General features: G+C 68.8%; 18 protein-coding genes and 1 tRNA gene. 9 read left to right on the top strand and 10 right to left on the bottom strand.

Annotated features, from left to right (window positions below):
- Positions 1–56: 56 nt before the first annotated feature.
- From SD37_RS40455 to SD37_RS40465, 3 genes are all read right to left on the bottom strand, one after another.
- The gene (locus SD37_RS40455; protein ID WP_044849787.1) at positions 57–1,193 is read right to left on the bottom strand and encodes a GGDEF domain-containing protein; all 1,137 of its coding nucleotides are present in this window, start codon (positions 1,191–1,193) and stop codon (positions 57–59) included.
- A 294-nt stretch (positions 1,194–1,487) separates the two neighbouring features.
- Positions 1,488–2,750 carry an MFS transporter gene (locus tag SD37_RS40460; protein WP_044849709.1) on the bottom strand — a complete coding sequence of 421 codons (1,263 nt, stop codon included), beginning with the start codon at positions 2,748–2,750 and terminating at the stop codon, positions 1,488–1,490.
- Between the two features lie 72 nt (positions 2,751–2,822).
- Positions 2,823–3,539: a CTP synthase C-terminal region-related (seleno)protein gene (locus SD37_RS40465; RefSeq protein WP_044849708.1), complete on the bottom strand. Its 717-nt coding sequence runs from the start codon at positions 3,537–3,539 to the stop codon at positions 2,823–2,825.
- 70 nt (positions 3,540–3,609) lie between these two features.
- On the opposite strand from SD37_RS40465, the gene SD37_RS40470 reads away from it, so the two are divergent.
- Positions 3,610–4,470, top strand: coding sequence for a LysR family transcriptional regulator (locus tag SD37_RS40470; protein ID WP_044849707.1), 861 nt, complete (start codon positions 3,610–3,612; stop codon positions 4,468–4,470).
- On the opposite strand, the gene SD37_RS40475 is transcribed toward SD37_RS40470, so the two are convergent.
- Positions 4,452–5,102, bottom strand: a complete 651-nt coding sequence (locus SD37_RS40475; protein ID WP_236725237.1) for a hypothetical protein — start codon at positions 5,100–5,102, stop codon at positions 4,452–4,454. The genes SD37_RS40470 and SD37_RS40475 overlap by 19 nt on opposite strands.
- A gap of 132 nt (positions 5,103–5,234) precedes the next feature.
- Complete coding sequence (locus tag SD37_RS40480; RefSeq protein WP_044849706.1) at positions 5,235–6,071, bottom strand: SDR family NAD(P)-dependent oxidoreductase; 837 nt, start codon at positions 6,069–6,071, stop codon at positions 5,235–5,237.
- A gap of 165 nt (positions 6,072–6,236) precedes the next feature.
- On the opposite strand from SD37_RS40480, the gene SD37_RS40485 reads away from it, so the two are divergent.
- Complete coding sequence (locus SD37_RS40485; RefSeq protein ID WP_044849785.1) at positions 6,237–7,004, top strand: trypsin-like serine peptidase; 768 nt, start codon at positions 6,237–6,239, stop codon at positions 7,002–7,004.
- Between the two features lie 7 nt (positions 7,005–7,011).
- Positions 7,012–7,230: an RNA-binding S4 domain-containing protein gene (locus SD37_RS40490; RefSeq protein WP_005149665.1), complete on the top strand. Its 219-nt coding sequence runs from the start codon at positions 7,012–7,014 to the stop codon at positions 7,228–7,230.
- A 375-nt stretch (positions 7,231–7,605) separates the two neighbouring features.
- Here the strand turns inward: SD37_RS40490 and SD37_RS40495 are convergent, their stop codons facing one another.
- Positions 7,606–8,550, bottom strand: coding sequence for an Ldh family oxidoreductase (locus SD37_RS40495; protein ID WP_235783672.1), 945 nt, complete (start codon positions 8,548–8,550; stop codon positions 7,606–7,608).
- A 113-nt stretch (positions 8,551–8,663) separates the two neighbouring features.
- Between SD37_RS40495 and SD37_RS40500 the strand changes: the two genes are divergently transcribed.
- The 3 genes from SD37_RS40500 to SD37_RS40510 all read left to right on the top strand — a co-directional run bounded on the left by SD37_RS40500 (position 8,664) and on the right by SD37_RS40510 (position 9,472).
- A complete protein-coding gene (locus tag SD37_RS40500) occupies positions 8,664–8,951 on the top strand; it encodes a DUF2277 domain-containing protein (protein WP_037316517.1) in 288 nt (95 codons plus the stop codon).
- A 28-nt stretch (positions 8,952–8,979) separates the two neighbouring features.
- Positions 8,980–9,339, top strand: a complete 360-nt coding sequence (locus SD37_RS40505; RefSeq protein ID WP_044849705.1) for a DUF4190 domain-containing protein — start codon at positions 8,980–8,982, stop codon at positions 9,337–9,339.
- A 44-nt stretch (positions 9,340–9,383) separates the two neighbouring features.
- A tRNA-Ser gene (locus tag SD37_RS40510) sits at positions 9,384–9,472 on the top strand.
- An 8-nt stretch (positions 9,473–9,480) separates the two neighbouring features.
- On the opposite strand, the gene SD37_RS40515 is transcribed toward SD37_RS40510, so the two are convergent.
- Entirely contained in the window at positions 9,481–9,984 is a 504-nt protein-coding gene (locus SD37_RS40515) for a MarR family winged helix-turn-helix transcriptional regulator (RefSeq protein ID WP_044849704.1), read from the bottom strand.
- A 537-nt stretch (positions 9,985–10,521) separates the two neighbouring features.
- On the opposite strand from SD37_RS40515, the gene ypfJ reads away from it, so the two are divergent.
- A complete protein-coding gene (ypfJ, locus tag SD37_RS40520; RefSeq protein WP_044849703.1) occupies positions 10,522–11,445 on the top strand; it encodes a KPN_02809 family neutral zinc metallopeptidase in 924 nt (307 codons plus the stop codon).
- 79 nt (positions 11,446–11,524) lie between these two features.
- Here ypfJ and SD37_RS40525 read toward each other — a convergent pair whose 3' ends face one another.
- A complete protein-coding gene (locus tag SD37_RS40525) occupies positions 11,525–13,072 on the bottom strand; it encodes a M28 family metallopeptidase (protein WP_174567896.1) in 1,548 nt (515 codons plus the stop codon).
- 80 nt (positions 13,073–13,152) lie between these two features.
- Between SD37_RS40525 and SD37_RS40530 the strand changes: the two genes are divergently transcribed.
- Positions 13,153–14,130 (top strand): NAD(P)H-quinone oxidoreductase, encoded by a 978-nt coding sequence (locus SD37_RS40530; protein WP_044849702.1) that lies wholly within the window; start codon positions 13,153–13,155, stop codon positions 14,128–14,130.
- Here SD37_RS40530 and SD37_RS40535 read toward each other — a convergent pair.
- Positions 14,127–15,326, bottom strand: coding sequence for a cysteine desulfurase-like protein (locus tag SD37_RS40535; RefSeq protein ID WP_037315320.1), 1,200 nt, complete (start codon positions 15,324–15,326; stop codon positions 14,127–14,129). The two genes, SD37_RS40530 and SD37_RS40535, sit on opposite strands and share 4 nt — an antisense overlap.
- Positions 15,327–15,460: 134 nt before the next feature.
- On the opposite strand from SD37_RS40535, the gene SD37_RS40540 reads away from it, so the two are divergent.
- Complete coding sequence (locus tag SD37_RS40540) at positions 15,461–16,063, top strand: bacterial proteasome activator family protein (RefSeq protein ID WP_044849701.1); 603 nt, start codon at positions 15,461–15,463, stop codon at positions 16,061–16,063.
- A gap of 72 nt (positions 16,064–16,135) precedes the next feature.
- Here the strand turns inward: SD37_RS40540 and SD37_RS40545 are convergent, their stop codons facing one another.
- A complete protein-coding gene (locus SD37_RS40545; RefSeq protein ID WP_044849700.1) occupies positions 16,136–17,290 on the bottom strand; it encodes an epoxide hydrolase family protein in 1,155 nt (384 codons plus the stop codon).
- Between the last annotated feature and the right edge of the window lie 3 nt (positions 17,291–17,293).

Consider the following 17,293-nt stretch of genomic DNA (forward strand, 5'->3'; position numbering starts at 1 on the left):
CTGGATGCGGTAGTTGCCCGCGCAAGGAACGCATCCAGAGGACTAAACGCGGGTGTTCAGGCGGCGGCGAGCGAGACGACGCGGTTCCGGCCGTTGTGCTTCGCCTGGTAGAGCGCGGAGTCGGCGACGTGCAGCAGCCGCTCCAGGACGGTCCCGCCGGACGGGTAGACCGCGACGCCGATCGAGACCGAAAGCCCGCGCACGGTGCGCGGTCCCGAAGCCGTCGCGACTTCGACCTCGATGTCCATCACCGCCCGCCGGACCCGTTCGGCCACGGGGATCACCTCGGTCTCCGTCGCCCCGGGCAGCAGCACGACGAACTCTTCGCCGCCGAAGCGTCCGACGGAGTCGTAATCGCGGACGTGTTCGGAGATCGTCTCCGCGACGACCTTGAGCACGACGTCACCCGCGAGGTGCCCGTAGACGTCGTTGACCTGCTTGAAGTGGTCGAGGTCGAGCATCAGCACGCCGAGTTTGCTCTTGGTCCTGGCCGCCGACGAAAGCTCCCGCTCGCTCAGCAGATGCCACGCGTGCGCGTTGAGCACCCCGGTCTTGCCGTCGATGTTCGCCGCGATCTCCAGTTGCCGCACCAGCACACTGCGGTGCAGCACCAGCACCGGCAGCAGGACGAACGGGACGAGCGCGGGCGCGTGCACGATGCCCAGCGCGGTCGAGGTCCCGAGCACCAGCGTGGTGACTTCCAGCAGGTTGTCGTCGCCGGTACCGAACAACGACCTCAGCGACCGGCCGCCGGTGTGCAGGTAGACCGAAAGCGCCACGATGAACGCGTTGGCCGCGGTGAACACGGCCGCCGCCTCGACGATCCGCAGCGAGCCGGTGAATCCGGCCGGCAGGCCGTTCCAGCCGGCGACGATGACCCCCGCGGCCAGGCAGGAGAGCACGATCGCCGCCGCGCAGTACACCACGCGGTAGGCCGGGCGGTGGCTCATCCCCCGCCACACCCGGAGCCAAAGGTGCAGGTAGATGGCCAGGCCGAGGGTGACGGCGAGGCCGGGTGGAAGGACGAGTACCCCCGCGAACGTCCACACCGAGGTCATGTTGATATGTGGCCGGTCACAGAGGGTACGTCGTAAACGTTCCACCGAACGGGAAAGCTCGGCCTGGACGAAAGCGAGGCCGAGCAGTGATCCAAAGCGGACGAATTCCGTGTTCTCGTAGTTCGACCGGAGCAGCGCGATGACCGCGACCGCCGCCGCAAGTCCTTCCACGACAAGAAAAACCGCAGGTACGCCACGTGGTCCGGACCATAACTCCCACTGTCCGACCCAGGCTCTCAGACGTGTACCGGCCCCTTCTCCGGCGAGTTCCGTATCCCCCATAATCATCGTCACCGGTCCCCCTTCCGTACGTATTTCAATGTATCCGAGGTAGTACTGAGGGTGGTTCGAGTTCAATTCCGGAACACACAGATGGAGCAGTGGGAGGGAGGATCATCATGAACGGTCGCGAGGACTGATCCCATCGATTCAGCCGGCTCGGCTCCCGGCCGGGAGCCACACATCGGATCCGGTGGCGATGGCGCGTTTCCACGCCATCGCCATCGGTCCCGCCGAGGCGACGGCGACCACCGCGGCCACGCCGACGGCCACGAACGGACCGGTCAGCTGGGCCAATCCCCCCGCCAGCATGATCCCGATCCCTTGTACCGTAACCAAACTCGTCGAGGTCAGGCCCATTACCTGCGCCCGGACGCCGTCCGGCACGGCGCGGGCCATCAACGCGACGGCCTGCAGGTGGTACGGCGCCGCGCAGGCCCCGCTCAGTCCGATCAACGCGAGACAGACCGGCAGCGGAGGGCGAAAGAAGACGAACAGCAAAGGGACGACGGATGCGATGGCGAGAATGCCGACGATACGTGTTTTCCGTCGTGCCGGAACCCATTTCGTGAAGATCCACGATCCTATTACCGAACCGACCGGGTCGGCCGCGAGAATGAGGCCGACCGCGAAACTCCCGGCCCCGAGCCCCTCGGCGAGCGGCGCCGCGAGCCCTTCCGGCGCGATGGCGAACCCGGCGAGCATCTTCAGCCCGAACAGGACGCGGATTCCCTTGCCACGCCACAGTTCCCGGGCCCCTTCACCACTGAAAGCCCGTGCCAGCCTGCTTTTCACCGAGGATTCCGTGACGGCGGGCGCCCGGCGACGGACCCCTGTGGACACGAGCAGCGCCGAGACCACAAAGGTCACCGCGTCGATCACCAGTCCCCCTTGGGGTTTCACCAGCCCGATGACCAGTCCGCCACCGCCGAAACCCGCCAGCTGTGCCGTTTGGATGGTGATCGTGCGGACCGCGAGACCGGCGACGTAGCGCTCTCCCGAGAGGACATCCGGGAGCAGCGCGAGCTGCGCCGCCCGGAACGGTCCGCCCGCCATGGTCAGGACCACCAGCAACCCGGCCAGTACCGGCAGCGGCGTCCCCGGGACGGCCATCAGCGCCGCGAGCGCCGCGCGCAGCAGATCGCAGACGATCATCACCGTCCGCCGTGAATACCGGTCGGCCAGTCCGGCGAACAGGGTGCCGCCGAGCAGCGTCGGCAGGTACGTCAGCCCGTAGGTGAGCCCGGTCAGCCCCGCCGACGCCGTTCTTTCCCAGACCAGCACCGACAACGCGACCCTGGCCAGCTGGTCACCGGCCTGCGAAAGCGCCTCGGCCGCCCACAACGCCCGGAACTCGCCCACCGCGAAAGCGGCCTTGAACGTGGTGCCCCGAGCGGAATCCCCCTTCTCCATGAGCCCCTCCCCCTGGCTCACGGTAGTCGATCACTTCCGCTGTGTCAGCGGCCATCCGGCCCACAACTCCGGTCAGTGTCCACTGTGGATGGACAGATTCGCGTGCGCCACGGCGGCGCGGGCGAACGCCTGGACGACGGGATGCGGCCGGGTTCCGTCACCGGCGAGTTCCGGCTGGAACAGCGTGGCCAGGAAGAACGGATGGTCCGGCAGTTCCACGATCCGCGCGTCGCCGTCGCCGTCGAACCCGCTGAAGACAAGACCGTGCGCCACCAGTGTTTCCAGGTGCCGGGAGTCGAGACCGTACGAACAGTGGTAGCGCTCGACCGACCGCTCGGCCCCGAGGATCCGCGCCGCCAGCGTGCCCGGCGTGACGTCGACGGCGCCCTCGTGCCCGACGAGCGAACACGCCAGCGGGACGATCAGCCGCTCGTCCGCGTCCGGCGCGTTCTCCGCGTGCCCGATCCCGCCGAGCCCGCAGACGTTCCGCGCGAATTCCAGCAGGGCGTGCTGGAAACCGGCGCAGGTGCCGAGGAACGGGACGCCGTTCTCCCTGGCGGCGCGCACGGTGTCCACCGCGCCGGCTTCGGACCGGTAGGGACTGCCGGGTACCAGCCAGACGGCGTCGAAGCCGGTGAGGTCACCGACGGCGTCCGTCGGGATCCAGTAGGCGTCGAGTTCGAGGCCGTCTCGTTCGGCGAGGCGTTCGAAGAGTTTCGGGATGCGGACGTGGGAGCGGACGCCGTCCGAACGGTCGCCGACCAGGGCGACGCGGGCTGTCTGTGTCATGCGGCCATCCTCACCCGGAGAGCGAGTTCAGCACCAACGATGATTCCTGCACTTTCCATAAGCGATACTGATGACCATGGAGACCCATCTGCTCCGTACTTTCGTGGCGGTGGCCCGCGGCGGCTCGTTCTCCCGGGCCGCGCGCGACCTCGGGTACACGCAATCCGCGATCTCACAGCACATCGCAGCGCTCGAGCACGATCTCGGCACCGCGTTGCTGACCCGGCGACCCGTCGCCCCGACCCGGGCCGGGGAGCGCCTGCTCGAACACGCGGGGCCGTTGCTGACCCGGCTCGACGCCGCCCGCGCGGACCTCGCCCGGCTCACCGCGGCCCCCACCGGCCGGGTCGTCCTCGGGCTGACCCCGCTGTCGCTCACCGTCGAAGTCGCCGCCGCCGTGCACCGCGGCACCGAGCTGCGCGTCCTCGGCCGCGAAGACGTCCTGACAGAGGTCGCGACCGGTTCACTCGATCTCGGGCTCGTCGACGGGATGGCCGCACCGAGCGATCCGCTCTCCCTGCCGGACGTCGGACCGCTCACCACCACCGTCGTCGCGGAACGTCCGCTCGCGGTCGCGGTGCCCGTCACCCATCCGCTGGCAGGCCGGACCGCCCGGCTGCCGGAACTCGCCGACGCGGGCTGGATCGACGCGCCGGACGTCGCGATTCCGTTGGAGCGCTTGAGGAAATCCGCCTCGACCGACGGATTCCGCAGCCGGCTGCGGTACACCGGGACCGACGTCCGGGGGCTGCTCGGCCTGGTCGCCGCCGGTCAGGGGCTGGCGCTGCTCCCGGCGGACGTGCTCGACGGGGTGGGGACGCTTTCCCTGTCCTCACCACGCGTGGTGCACCGCACCGAACTCGTGCACGGCGACCCCGGCGAAGGGGCCGCGCTCGCCGCGGCGCTGACGGGTCAGCGACCGGAGTTGTAGCCCATCATCCCCTGCGCCATTTCCATCGCCAGCGAGGTCGCGATGGCGGGATCCATCATGTTCCGGATGCCGTCGGTGGTCTTGCCCGTCCCGAGGTCGGACCGCGGCTGCTCCGGCGGGCGCGTCTCGGCGGGCGGCAGGGCGACGACCTGATCCTTCGCGGCCTTCTTCTTGGCAGGGGCGGGAACTTGCTGTTTCACGGTGACGGGGACATAGACGGTCACCGGTGCCGCCTGCGGCGCGGGCTGCGCGGCGGGCGGCTGCGGTACGGCCTGCTGCGTCGCGACGGCGGGCAGCGGCTCGGGCAAGGCGGTGTCGTCGACCGGTTCGAGGGTGACCGTGCCGGCGAGCCAGCCGATCGCGAGCAGCGCCACCCCGGCGCCGCCGACGAGCCAGGACCTGGCGCGCCGGTGGATGACGACGGCCTTGGGCCGCAGGTCCTTGTCGACGACCGGTTCGCAGACCGGGTTCCGGACCGGCAGCGGCTCGGGCTCGATCTCGTTCTCCGGGCTGCGCCGCCGTTTCGGCAGGCTCGCGGCGATGATCCCCGTGCGGTCCAGCAACTCAACTGTCTCGACGGGCGCGGAGAACGCGGCGTCGGTCGACGTACGGCGCTGGGCGGCGCGCGGCATGGGGACCTCCGGAAGGGGAATCACGAACGTCAGCATTGTGGTGCATTTCCGACGCCGCCGTAAGTAATGCACCCCGATCGAGTTATCGCTAGCCGTCCCGGACCACGGAGGGTTACTCCGTTCAGAGGCTTCTCATTTCCGGAGAGCGCGCATGCCCACCCGTCCCAGCAGCGCCAACGGCCGCTGGTAAAAGGATCCGAGCACGCGGGGAATCGCGTCGATGACATAGGCGTCCCCGCCGATCAGGATCCGCGGTGTCCCCCGTTCGATACCGCGCACGATGGTCTGCGCGGCCTTCTCCGGCGTCGTCCTCGCGATCTTTTCGAATCCTTGCGCGGCTTTGCCGACGTCCCGCTGGACGCCGCCCCGGGCGTCGCGGGCGATATTCGTCTTGATGCCACCGGGATGCACGCAGCTGACCTTGACCGGATACCGGGCGATCAGCATTTCCTGCCGCAGCGCCTCGGTGAAGCCGCGCACGCCGAATTTCGCCGCGTTGTAGGCACTCTGCGTAGGCACACCGATGAAGCCGAACACACTCGAAAGATTGACGATATGCCCGTCGCCGGAGGCGATCACCTGCGGCAGAAAGGCCTTCGTGCCGTTGACCACGCCGCCGAGATTGATCCCCATCAGCCAGTCGTAGTCGTCCCAGGTCATTTCCTCGACCGTCGCGCCGAGCGCCACCCCGGCGTTGTTCACCAGGACATTGGCGCCCCCGAAATCGGCGGCGACCTCCTCGGCGTGGGCGAGCACCGCGTCACGGTCCGCGACGTCCAGGCCGTACGCCTTCGCCTCCGCCGTCGGCGAGACGGCCACACAGAGCGCGACGGTCTCGCCCACGCGGAGCGCGTCGACATCGGAGAGCGCCAGCCGCGCGCCGCGCCCCGCCAGTTCGATCGCGAGTGCCCTGCCGATTCCCGAGCCCGCGCCCGTGATCACCACGACCTTGTTCGTGAACGACTTCATGCCCGCCCTCCGTCCACCCCAGACCGTTACCCGAAGTAACACATACTACGGGATCCGGCCCGTGCCGCTGTGAGCTTGCTGTGCGTTGATCGGTTCGGGCTGTGTTCGCGGACCACTTATGGTGATCTATAGGCAGGACAGCCGTGGATGAGCGAAAGGAAGGCGATGCGCCGCGCCCTGTTGCTCGTGCTCTGTGTCGTTCTGACCGGTTGCTCCGCCGCGTCGAACCCCGCCGAGACCGCCGACGACGACACCGCCACCACCGTGCAGGTGGAGGGCGCCCCCGCCGCGCCGCGGTACAACCCGGCGATCGGCGCGCTCTTCGCCGACGGGACGCATTACTGCACGGCCAGCGTCGTCCACAGCGGCCCGGGGGACCTCCTGCTCACCGCCGCTCATTGCCTCCACGACGGCGAAGGCGGCGAATACGCGACGGGCATCTCGTTCGCGCCCGGCTATCACGACGGCGTCGCGCCCTACGGCTATTGGGAAGTCACGGATCCGCAGGTTCCCGCCGGCTGGGCCGATTCGTCCGATCCGGATCTCGATGTCGGGTTCGCGACCGCCCATCAGGCGGGTAACACGAAGACGCTCGAAAGCGTCACCGGCGCGAACACCTTGCTGGCGAGCGGCGGTTTCGCCCACACCATCACGCTGACCGGCTATCCCGACGCGCGGGAAACGCCGATCGTCTGCCACGGCACCAGCAGCCAGGCCGACACCTACCAGATGCGCGTCGACTGCGCCGGTTTCACCACCGGCACCAGCGGCGGCCCGTGGGTGGTCGACCCCGACCCGGCGACCGGGCTCGGCACCGTCGTCGGTGTCATCGGCGGCTACCTCTACGGCGGGGACGATCCGGACACGTCCTACAGCAGCTACTTCGACACCGACGTCGCCACCCTGTACCGGAAAATGGACGCCCGGGGATGATCTCCCCATGAGCATCCACGACGTGCCGATCACCGGCGAACCGATCCGCCTCGGCCAGTTCCTCAAACTGGCCAACCTGGCCGAGGACGGATCGCACGCCAAAGACCTCCTCGACGCCGAAGAGGTCACCGTCAACGGCGAGGTGGAGGTCCGGCGGGGCCGCCAGCTGACGAACGGCGACGTCGTGGAGGTCGGCGGCGAAGGCGGCCGCGTCGTCCTGGCCTAGCGGCCCCCTGGGCCCCCGGTTCGGAAGTCCGTGAAGGCCTCCTTCCCTATTTTCAGGGGCAGGGTCCCGGCAAAGTCGCAGAGCTGCTGGTCAGTGCCGCTCCCGGGACGGCGACCGGCAGCCAGAGGGAGTGCCTTCATAGGCTCCCGGCTGCGTTGAGTGGTGGGGCTGGTGGTCAGGCCCCTGATCCTCTGTTGATCAAGCTTCGCAACCGAGTGTGCCCCGCGTCCATGAAGGAATTGGGACACTCAACGTCCCAATTCCTTCATCGACGACCTGCGCACGGACTTGAGGATACGGCCAAACGGTAGTCAATCGGACATTTCTACCTGACTTGTGTCCCTTGTGGACGGTCAGGAACGTCGACGGATGCGCCTAGCGGCCCTGAAGCGGGGGCAGCCGCAGCGCCCTCGCGAGTTCCTCGAGTTCGCGGTGCACCGGCTCGTTCAGCGGGACGCCCAGCGCCTGGCACTGTTCGAGGTACTGCGCCTCACGCCAGCCCGGATAGCGGACCGGGGTCCCGCCCTCCCAGCCGAGCAGGCTCCCGAACAACGCGCTCGCGGCCTTGTAGAAACCGTCCGCGCTGCGCAGCGTCGTCGGCGCGATGGCCATCACCATGAGGCCGGTGTCGTGGTCGTGATCGCCGACGCCGGACAGCACCCCGGCGAAGATCTCGACCAGCAGGGCGAATCCGGCGACCGCGGCGCTGTCGACGTCGGCCAGCGTGTCCAGGTCGAGGACGAATTCGGGATAGGCGCCGGCGGGGGCGGCCATACCGAGCGGGTTCGCGGCCGTCCCGCGCTCTCCCCCCGCCGCCATGACGAGCCCGATCATGGTGTGCGGCAACGCCCGCGCGGCATGGTGCCCGGCGCGGCCGAACGGCCCGACCCCGCGGACCGACATGAGCCCGACGCCGTACCGGCCCGCCCGGGACACCGCCCGGTCCATCGCGTCGCCGACGGCCCACAGGCCCGGCGCGCGGCGGTAGTCGATCAGGGCGGCGGCACCGCGGTCGGCGATCATCAGCGGTTCGGCCCGCGGCCGGACCAGGCCGTCGGCCAGCATCGGCAGATGCACCCGGGTCAGCTCGGCGACCCCGGACTCGGGGGTGCCGGTGAGATCGCCGTGGCACAACGCCTCGGCGGCCATGCGGGCACGTGACCACGGCAGATCGTGCGCGGTGAAGACCTCGGTGACGAGGTCGATCAGGGCGTCGATCGGGACACGCTGCCAGACCTGTTCCGGTATCGGTGAGGGGTCGGCCGGTTCGGGAGTCGGCTCGACAGGGGCACGGCGAAGGGAGCGGGGTCTGAGGGGCACTCCGCCGAGACTGCCCAAGCGCGTTTTTCGGCGTCAACGAACCGGGGCAGCTTCTAACCGACTGTGTGATCGAAGCCCCCGGAAGCGTCGGTGGGCGCACGTACGATCGGGGCATGTGCCGGAACATCACCACGCTTCGAGGCCTGGAGCCGGCGGCGACGCCGGAAGAGATCGAGGCCGCCGCCCGCCAGTACGTGCGCAAGGTGACCGGGGTGCAAACCCTCTCGGACGCCACGCGCGAACCGTTCGAGGCCGCCGTCGCGGAGATCACCGAGATCACCGAGCGGCTGCTCTCCGCGCTGCCCGCGCGCCGTCAGCCGCCGCCGACGGTGCCGCCGCTGCGCCGTCCGGAGGTCCAGGCACGCATCGCCGCGAAGGCCGCGAAGACTCAAGCGTCCTGAACCCGGCTCCGGCGGTTACGGTGTGCCGGTGACCTATCCGCAGGACCCCTACGGTCAGCAGCAGCCCTACGGCCAGCAGCCTTATGGTCAGCCGTACCAGCAACCGGGTTACGGATACGGCCCGCCGATGCCGCCGCAGGAGCAGGGCCTGGCGATCGCGGCACTGGTCGTGTCGATCGCCAGTCTGGTCGTCTGCAGCGGGCTGCCGTCGCTGATCGGCGTCATCATGGGGCATATCGCGCACTCGAAGGCCAAACGCGGCGAAGCGGGCGGTCAGGGGATGGCGCTCGCGGCGATCATCATCGGCTACATCGGCGTCGCGATCGTCGTCGGTCTCCTGCTGCTGTTCGTCGTCATCGGCATCGCGACCGACTGGGACTTCGACTAGATCCGAAGCTTTCTCCGCATCGGCCGTCAGATACCCTCGACAGCGGTAGCGTGTCCGAGCGGCCGAAGGAACATGTCTTGAAAACATGCGAGGGCTCTGTCCTCCGTGGGTTCGAATCCCACCGCTACCGCCAAACTTCCCTCACGAGGTGACCGGCGGCAGGCGGGGAAGACCGTCGATCTCCGACAGGTGATCGAGAACCCGCCCGAAAGCCTGCCCCAGCACCTGCTGCTCTTCGGGGCTGAGCAGGTCGATCAGATGCTCCCGGACTCCCTCGACGTGCGTCGGCGCCGCGCCCTTCAGCAGTTCGGCGCCACGCTCGGTCAGCTCCGCGACGACACCGCGTTTGTCCGCCGGGTCGCGGGTGCGGCGGATGATGCCCTCGGCCTCCAGCCGGACCATCTGATGCGAAAGCCTGCTCTTGGTCGAGCCGAGCATGCTCGCCAGCTCCGACATCCGCATCCGGTCGTCGGGCTGGAGCGAAAGGCAGACGAGGACCTCGTAGTCGGCGAGGGTGACATCGTGACGCTCGGCGAGTTCGCGATGCAGACGCTGCCGCAACCGCATGGTGGCGACGATGTACGAGCGCCAGGCGACCATCTCGGACTCGGACAGCCAGCGCACGTTCTTCTGCTCCACCGCCATCCACGCAGGGTAGATCCTTGATCGCACGGGGCGCATACCCACCGGTCACTTTCCGGTGCCTGAAAAATCCGGCGCGACATTCGCCCGAAGGAGGGTTACGAAAAGGTTGAGACTCGGCGAGAAAAGGCGCATTCTGCTTGTCAGCGGATGGTCGGGCAAGTATCGGGCGAACCGCAGGAAGGTCGCCGGACCTGCTCCCAGCCGGGAAGGGTCAGGTGGTGGTATGGCGGGTGATTCTCGCGGTTGACCGCCTGCTGTGTCCCCGCGACCGGAACGGAACGAACCGGGCCGGCCGCGACTGTGAACAGCGACGAGCGCGGGCATCTTGAGATGCGCTCGACAATTCTCGCGCATTCGGCGTCACTCGTGCCTGTTTCGGGTTTGCGGCCTCTTCGACCGCCTCGGCAGTGCCGGACGCCGGCCCGCTGATCGCGGCCGACCGGCGATCAGAACAAGACAACCTCGGTAGTTCTGGGTGCGGCCACCCTGGGTGGCCGCACCCAGGCATATCCGGGCCTCTCCGGCTACGCTTCCCCCGTGCGATTCGACGAAGGCGCGGGCCTGGACACCTCCGAAGTCGAGGACCTGCGCGGCGGTGGTGGTGGCGGTATCGGTGGCCGGGTGGCACTCGGCGGCGGCGGGCTCGGCGTGGTCGGCCTCGTCATCTACTTCCTCATCTCCCAGTTCGGCGGCGTGAGCCTGAACCCGTCCTCGGGTGGGCTCGGCGGTCTGGGCGGCGTGGGTTCCGGGCAGCAGATGGACAACACGTCGCTGTCGCAGGAATGCAAGACCGGCGCGGACGCGAACAAGAAGCACGACTGCGCGATCGTCGCCATCATCAACTCGATCCAGGACTACTGGGGCGGCGAGTTCCAGCGGTCCGGTTCGACCTACCGCAAGGCCGTCACCAACTTCTTCAACGGCGGCGTGAACACGGCCTGCGGCAACGCGACCTCGGACGTCGGGCCGTTCTACTGCCCTGGCGACTCGGAGGTCTACATCGATCTCGGGTTCTTCAACGAACTCCGCACCAAGTTCGGCGCGCAGGGCGGCCCGTTCGCGGAGGCGTACGTGCTGGCGCACGAGTACGGCCACCACGTGCAGAACCTGACCGGCGTCTCCAAGAAGGGCACCGGAAGCGGACCGACGTCGGGATCGGTGCGGCTCGAACTGCAGGCCGACTGCTACGCCGGCGTCTGGGCGAACCACGCGACCACCACGCCGACCGAAACCGGGCGGCCGCTGATCAGCGAGATCAGCCAGGAAGACGTCAATTCCGCGCTGGACACCGCTTCGCGGATCGGTGACGACTACATCCAGTCGAAGCTCGGCGGCGGCCGGGTCGACGAATCGAAGTTCAGCCACGGGACGTCGGCGCAGCGGAAGAAGTGGTTCACCACCGGCTTCCAGACCGGCCAGCCCGCGCGGTGCGACACCTTCGCGACGAACAACCTCGGCTGAGTCCGGTCCCGAACGCCAGGAAAGGACCTTTCCTTGCAAATTTTGCAAGGAAAGGTCCTTTCATAGCAGCTTGAAGTGACTACTCGGCGACCGTGGCATGGTGGTCGTCGGCCTGGACCGAAGCCGTCATGCTCCGCTGAGCGGACCGCTCGGCCGCGCGCACGGCCGTGGTCTTCGCGGCCTTGCCCGCCGGGACACCGTTGATGTTCTCGGTGCTGGTCGCGTACACGCCCAGCGCCCAGGCGACGGCGTCGGAGTTGCGGTCGAGCGCGACTCGGTCGACGTTGCCGAGGTTGTCGCAGGCCTGGTGGTAGCACTTGTCGTAAGGAACGTTGGCGCTACCGCCCCACTTCGCCGCCTGCGCCGCGGTCTTCACGCCTTCGGCGCCGGTGAACAGGCCACCCGCCGGGATGCCGACCGCGATGAACTGGCCGTAGTCCGAGCGACCGGTGAAGTCCGTGCCCTCGACCGGGACGCCCTTGCCCTTCTCGAGGTAGTCCACGAGGGTCTTCTCGAGCTGCGCGGAACCGTAGGGGCCGGCACCCGCGCCGACACCGTCGGAGTTGTCACCGTCGTAGGCGAAGTACGCCGCGTTCGGCGAGCCGATCATGTCGTAGTTGAAGTAGAGCGCGATGTCGAGCTGCTGCTCGAAGCTCAGCGAGTTGACGTAGTGGGTCGAGCCGACGAGCCCGAACTCCTCCGCGCTCCACCAGCCGAAGCGGACGGCGTTGTTGGCCTTGGGCTTGCTGCCCAGTTGCAGCGCGGTCTCCAGCAGCGCGGCGGAACCGGTGCCGTTGTCGTTGATCCCGGGGCCCTCGGTGACGCTGTCGAGGTGGGCACCGAGCATCACCACGTTGTCCTTGCGGCCGGTCTTGGTCTCCGCGAGGACGTTGTAGCTGGTCCGCGCCTCCTGGAAGGCACGAAGGTCGAGGGTGACGGAGACGCCGTTCTGGGTGGCGAGCGCCTGGCCGTCGGCCTGGGTGATGCCACCGGTCGGGATCTTGCCCGCGGCCGGGTCGCCCAGGGTGCCGTTGACCGGGCCCGGGACGTTGTTGTAGACGATCGCGCCGACGGCGCCCGCCTCGGCGGCGGTCGCCTGCTTCTGCGCGAAGGAGCAGCCACCGCGCTGGATCAGCGCGATCTTGCCGGTGACCCCGCCGGCGTAGTCGGCGGCCTCACAGCCGCTGGTGGCGTCGACCGGGACCACCGCGAGCGGGGCGGTGATTCCGCCGGTGGGCGTCGACGGGCTGTAGGACATGATGATGATCGGGACGTCGGCGCCCGCGACCGTCAGCTTCTCCGCGAGGGTTTCCGCGTAGGTGAAGGGGAATTCCTGCCGGGTGACCGTGAAGCCCGCCTGCTCCAGCTTCGTGGCGACGTACTCCGCGGACTTCTTGTGGCCTTCGGTGCTCGCGGCGCGGCGCCCGCCGTTCGCGTCCGAGATCCGCTGCAGCGCGATCAGGTGCCGGTTCACGTTGGTCCCGCTGACCTTGTCGACGAGCTGCTTCGCCAACGCCGGTCCGTCGAGGGCGGGGGCGGCCGTCGCCGCGGGAGCCATCCCGACCGTGAGCGCGGCGGTGGCCGCCACCACGATCGAGGGAACAATGCTTCTTCGCGAATATGACATGGGCGTCACCTTTGTGTGGTTTGTGCCACAGGTCAACCGACGTTCGGCGGACTTTATGACACCGGGATAGGGTCGGTTGTATGTACGCGATCACCATCCGTGAGCCCGGCGATCCCGATGTTCTCGAATGGACAGAGGTGGCCGATCCGGTGGCGGGCGAAGGCGAAGTCGTCATCGACGTCGCCGCGAGCGCGGTCAACCGGGCTGACCTGCTGCAACGCCAAGGGCTCTACCCTCCCCCGCCGGGTGCCAGTGAAATCCTCGGCCTCGAATGTTCCGGCACGATCGCCGAAATCGGCGAAGGCGTCGAAGGATGGCGAATCGGGGACGAGGTTTGTGCTTTGCTCGCCGGTGGCGGCTATGGGCAAAAGGTCGCCGTCCCGGCCGGACAACTGCTTCCGCTTCCCGCCGAAGTCGAATTGCTCGCGGCCGCCGGTTTACCCGAAGTCGCGTGCACGGTTTGGGCGAATGTGGTGATGCACGCGCGGTTGTCCGAGGGCGAGGTGCTGCTCGTCCACGGTGGAGCGGGCGGGATCGGCACGCACGCGATCCAGGTCGCCAAGGCGCTCGGCGCGACGGTCGCCGTGACCGCCGGGTCGGAGGAGCGGCTGGAGAGCTGCCGCCAGCTCGGCGCCGACATCGCGATCAACTACAAGGAGCAGGACTTCGTGGAGGTCCTGCGCGCCGAGACCGGCGGCGCGAACGTCGTCCTCGACAACATGGGCGCGAAGTACCTCGACCGCAACATCGACGTGCTCACCATGGACGGGCGCCTCGTGATCATCGGTCTGCAGGGCGGGGCCAAGGGCGAGCTGAACATCGGCAAGCTGCTGGGCAAACGCGGCAGCCTGTACGGCGCGGGCCTGCGGGCGCGGCCGCTGGAGCAGAAGGCGGCGATCGTCGCCGACGTCCGCGAGCGGCTGTGGCCGCTGGTGGAGCAGGGTTCGGTGAAGCCGATCGTCGGTCAGGTCGTGCCGATGGCCGAAGCGTCGTCCGCGCACCGCGCGCTCGAAGACGGCACGGTTTTCGGCAAGGTTCTTTTGGCCGCGAAGTCCTAGCGGATTTCTTCCAGCACCCGGACGAGCTGATTGACCTCGAAGACGTTCGAGTAGTGCGCGAGGCCGATCCGCACGGCGCCGCCGACTTCGGCGGCGCCAAGCGAGCCGAAGACGCCGCTGGTGCCGTCGTCGGCGAAGGCGCAGAGTCCTTGGGATGCCAGGTACTCCGCGACCTCGGGCGCCTTCTTGCCCGCGACGGCGAAGGCCAGCGCGGGGATCCGGCGCATGGCGTCGCCGATGACCATGACGTGCCGCAGCGAACGCAGCTCCGTGGACAGCTGCGCCAGAAGCCCCGCGTGGTACGACTTCGCCGAGCCCAGCGACGTCACCAGCCGCTCGCGCCGGGAGCCCATCGCCGCGTCGTCCAGACCGGCCAGGTAGTCGATCGACGCGATCAGGCCGGCCAGCAACGGATACGCGTGCGGCCCGAGTTCCATCCGGGCCGGGCCGCGCGCGGCCGGATCGAGCGAGACCGACGGCAGGCGTTCGAGCAGTTCGGGGTCGCGGAACACCAGCGCCCCCACCGACGGCCCGCCCCAGGCCTGCGCCGAAACCACCATCACGTCGGCGCCGAGCGCGTTGAGGTCCAGCGGCACGAACGGGGCCGCGTACGTCGCGTCGACGACGACCAGCGCGCCGACCCGTTTCGCGAACTCGATCACCGTCGGGACGTCGGGCCGGGTACCGACCGAGCCGGAGGCCAGCGTGACCGCGACGGCCTTGGTGCGCGCGGAGACGAGGTTCTCGTACTGCCAAGCGGGCAGCTCGCAGGTCTCGATGTCGATCTCGCCCCAGCGCACGACCGCGCCGACCCGTTTCGCGGCGCGGCGCCACGGCGCGAGATTGGCCTCTTCGTCGAGCCGGGAGACGACGACCTCGTCGCCGATCGTCCAGCGATCGGCCATCGCGTCGACGAGACGGCGGATGAGATCGGGCGCGTTGGGGCCGAGCACGACTCCGGCCGGGTCGGCGCCGACGAGATCGGCGACCGCCCGGCGAGCGGCCGTGACAATGCTCTCCGCACGCTGGGAGGCCGGAAACGCTCCACCCGGCCCGGACACCGGAGCGCGCATGGCCGTGGATACGGCCGAAGCGACCTGTTCAGGTACGAGCATTCCGGCGGCGCCGTCGAAGTGAATCCAGCCGTCACCCAGCGCGGGAAACAACCCACGGATACGAGCGACGTCGAACGCCATGGGGACACCGTACGGACGTGCGGTTTGGCGTTTTACCCGGGGTTGGGTGCCCGACCACAGGGCGCGACGATTCCCGCTACGCTCGGAGACGGAGCCGAAAACCACACTGCGCTTCGTGCCCGATGTAGGCCAGGATGGAGCACATGACCGACCCAGTTTCCCGTGAATCGACCACCCCCGGTGACGGCGGCGACTCCTCGCCCCACGTGGTGGTCGTCGGTCCCGACGGCACCCCGGTCGGCACCGCGCGTCTCGCCTCGTCCGCTTCCGGCGAGGAGGCGCATCAGGAGGAGTCACTCGGCGACCTCGTCGAAGAACCCGCCAAGGTGATGCGGATCGGCACGATGATCAAGCAGCTGTTGGAGGAGGTCCGCGCCGCGCCGCTGGACGACGCCAGCCGCACCCGGGTGCGCGAGATCCACCAGACCTCGATCCGCGAGCTGGAGCAGGCGCTGGCGCCGGAACTGCAGGACGAGCTGGAGCGGCTGGTCCGGCCGTTCACCGAGAACTCGACGCCGTCCGACGCCGAACTGCGGATCGCGCAGGCTCAGCTCGTCGGCTGGCTGGAAGGGCTGTTCAGCGGCATCCAGACCGCGCTGTTCGCGCAGCAGATGGCCGCGCGGGTGCAGCTGGAGCAGATGCGCCGCGGGCTTCCGGCCGGGCCTTCCGCGGGCGGTGCCGCCTTGGGCGGGCACGGAGCCGGCGGCGAGTCGCACGGGCCGGGCCAGTACCTCTGACGAGAGTGTTATGAACGGGACTTTCATTGCAAATTTCGCAATGAAAGTCCCGTTCATAACATCCCGGAGCCGCTAGCGGAACCGGCGGAAGAACGCCCGCAGGTCCCCGATGAGCAGGTCCGGCACCTCCAGTCCCGGGAAGTGCCCGCCGCGGTCCGGAGTGGACCAGTGCACGATGTTGTCGGTGCGCTCGGCGAGATGCCGGATCGGGAGCCCGGTGTCCTTCGGGAACACGGCGACCCCGGTGGGCACTGTGGACCTCGGCGGCTCCTCGCCCCAGGCGCCACCCAGCGTGGCGTAGATCCGCGAAGACGAGTTCGCGGTGCCCGTGAGCCAGTAGAGCATCACGTTGGTCAGGAGATCGTCGCGGTCGATCGCGTCTTCGGGTACGTCACGCGAGTCCGAATAGGACTTGAACTTCTCCACGAGCCACCCGAGCTGCCCGGCCGGTGAGTCGGTGAGCCCGTAGGCAAGCGTTTGCGGCTTGGTCGCCTGGATCATCGCGTAGCCCAGCTCGCCGTACTGAAAGTCCCGCCCGCGCGCCAGCGCCGCCTCGCCACGCGCGAGTTCGTCGCCGGTGAGCCCCGCGAGATCGGCCTCCGACTCCGGTACCGCGCTCGGCAGCATCGTCAGGTGCGCGCCGATCACCCGCTCCGGGCACCGGACGCCCACCTGACGCGACACGATCGCGCCCCAGTCACCCCCGTGCAGCCCGAACCGCTCGTACCCGAGGCGCGACATCAGCACCGGCCAGGCGTCGGCGATCCGGTCGGATCCCCAATTCGCCTCGGTCGTCGGCCCGGAGAACCCGAAGCCGGGCAGCGACGGCACGACGACATGGAACGCGTCCTCGGGATCGCCGCCGTACGCGCGCGGGTCGGACAGCGGGCCGATGACGTCGAGGAACTCCACAATGGACCCCGGCCAGCCGTGCGTGAGCACCAGCGGGATCGCGTCCGGCTCCGGTGACCGCGCGTGCAGGAAGTGGACATTCGCGCCGTCGATGTTCGTCAGGAAACCGGGGAAGCCGTTGAGGCGCTCCTCGTGCGCGCGCCAGTCGTAGCGGAGGCGCCAGTACTCGGCGAGGTCCTGGAGGTACCCGAGGGGCGTGCCGAGTGCCCAGCCGACGCCGTCGATCTCGTCGGGCCAGCGCGTGTTCGCCAGGCGGGCGGCGAGGTCGTCGAGGTCGCGTTGGGGGACGGCGATCGTGAACGGCGAGAGGGTCATACG

It is taken from the genome of Amycolatopsis orientalis (assembly GCF_000943515.2).
GTDB lineage: Bacteria > Actinomycetota > Actinomycetes > Mycobacteriales > Pseudonocardiaceae > Amycolatopsis > Amycolatopsis orientalis.

What these genes read in the sequence shown, in the direction of transcription:
- SD37_RS40540 (WP_044849701.1), top strand. Translation starts at nt 15,461, where the DNA reads ATGGAGCACATGACCGACCCAGTTTCCCGTGAATCGACCACCCCCGGT.
- SD37_RS40500 (WP_037316517.1), top strand. Translation starts at nt 8,664, where the DNA reads ATGTGCCGGAACATCACCACGCTTCGAGGCCTGGAGCCGGCGGCGACG.
- SD37_RS40485 (WP_044849785.1), top strand. Translation starts at nt 6,237, where the DNA reads ATGCGCCGCGCCCTGTTGCTCGTGCTCTGTGTCGTTCTGACCGGTTGC.
- SD37_RS40470 (WP_044849707.1), top strand. Translation starts at nt 3,610, where the DNA reads ATGACCATGGAGACCCATCTGCTCCGTACTTTCGTGGCGGTGGCCCGC.
- SD37_RS40475 (WP_236725237.1), bottom strand. Translation starts at nt 5,102, where the DNA reads ATGCCGCGCGCCGCCCAGCGCCGTACGTCGACCGACGCCGCGTTCTCC.
- SD37_RS40490 (WP_005149665.1), top strand. Translation starts at nt 7,012, where the DNA reads ATGAGCATCCACGACGTGCCGATCACCGGCGAACCGATCCGCCTCGGC.
- SD37_RS40480 (WP_044849706.1), bottom strand. Translation starts at nt 6,071, where the DNA reads ATGAAGTCGTTCACGAACAAGGTCGTGGTGATCACGGGCGCGGGCTCG.
- SD37_RS40545 (WP_044849700.1), bottom strand. Translation starts at nt 17,290, where the DNA reads ATGACCCTCTCGCCGTTCACGATCGCCGTCCCCCAACGCGACCTCGAC.
- SD37_RS40525 (WP_174567896.1), bottom strand. Translation starts at nt 13,072, where the DNA reads ATGTCATATTCGCGAAGAAGCATTGTTCCCTCGATCGTGGTGGCGGCC.
- SD37_RS40465 (WP_044849708.1), bottom strand. Translation starts at nt 3,539, where the DNA reads ATGACACAGACAGCCCGCGTCGCCCTGGTCGGCGACCGTTCGGACGGC.
- SD37_RS40515 (WP_044849704.1), bottom strand. Translation starts at nt 9,984, where the DNA reads ATGGCGGTGGAGCAGAAGAACGTGCGCTGGCTGTCCGAGTCCGAGATG.
- SD37_RS40530 (WP_044849702.1), top strand. Translation starts at nt 13,153, where the DNA reads ATGTACGCGATCACCATCCGTGAGCCCGGCGATCCCGATGTTCTCGAA.
- SD37_RS40460 (WP_044849709.1), bottom strand. Translation starts at nt 2,750, where the DNA reads ATGGAGAAGGGGGATTCCGCTCGGGGCACCACGTTCAAGGCCGCTTTC.
- SD37_RS40535 (WP_037315320.1), bottom strand. Translation starts at nt 15,326, where the DNA reads ATGGCGTTCGACGTCGCTCGTATCCGTGGGTTGTTTCCCGCGCTGGGT.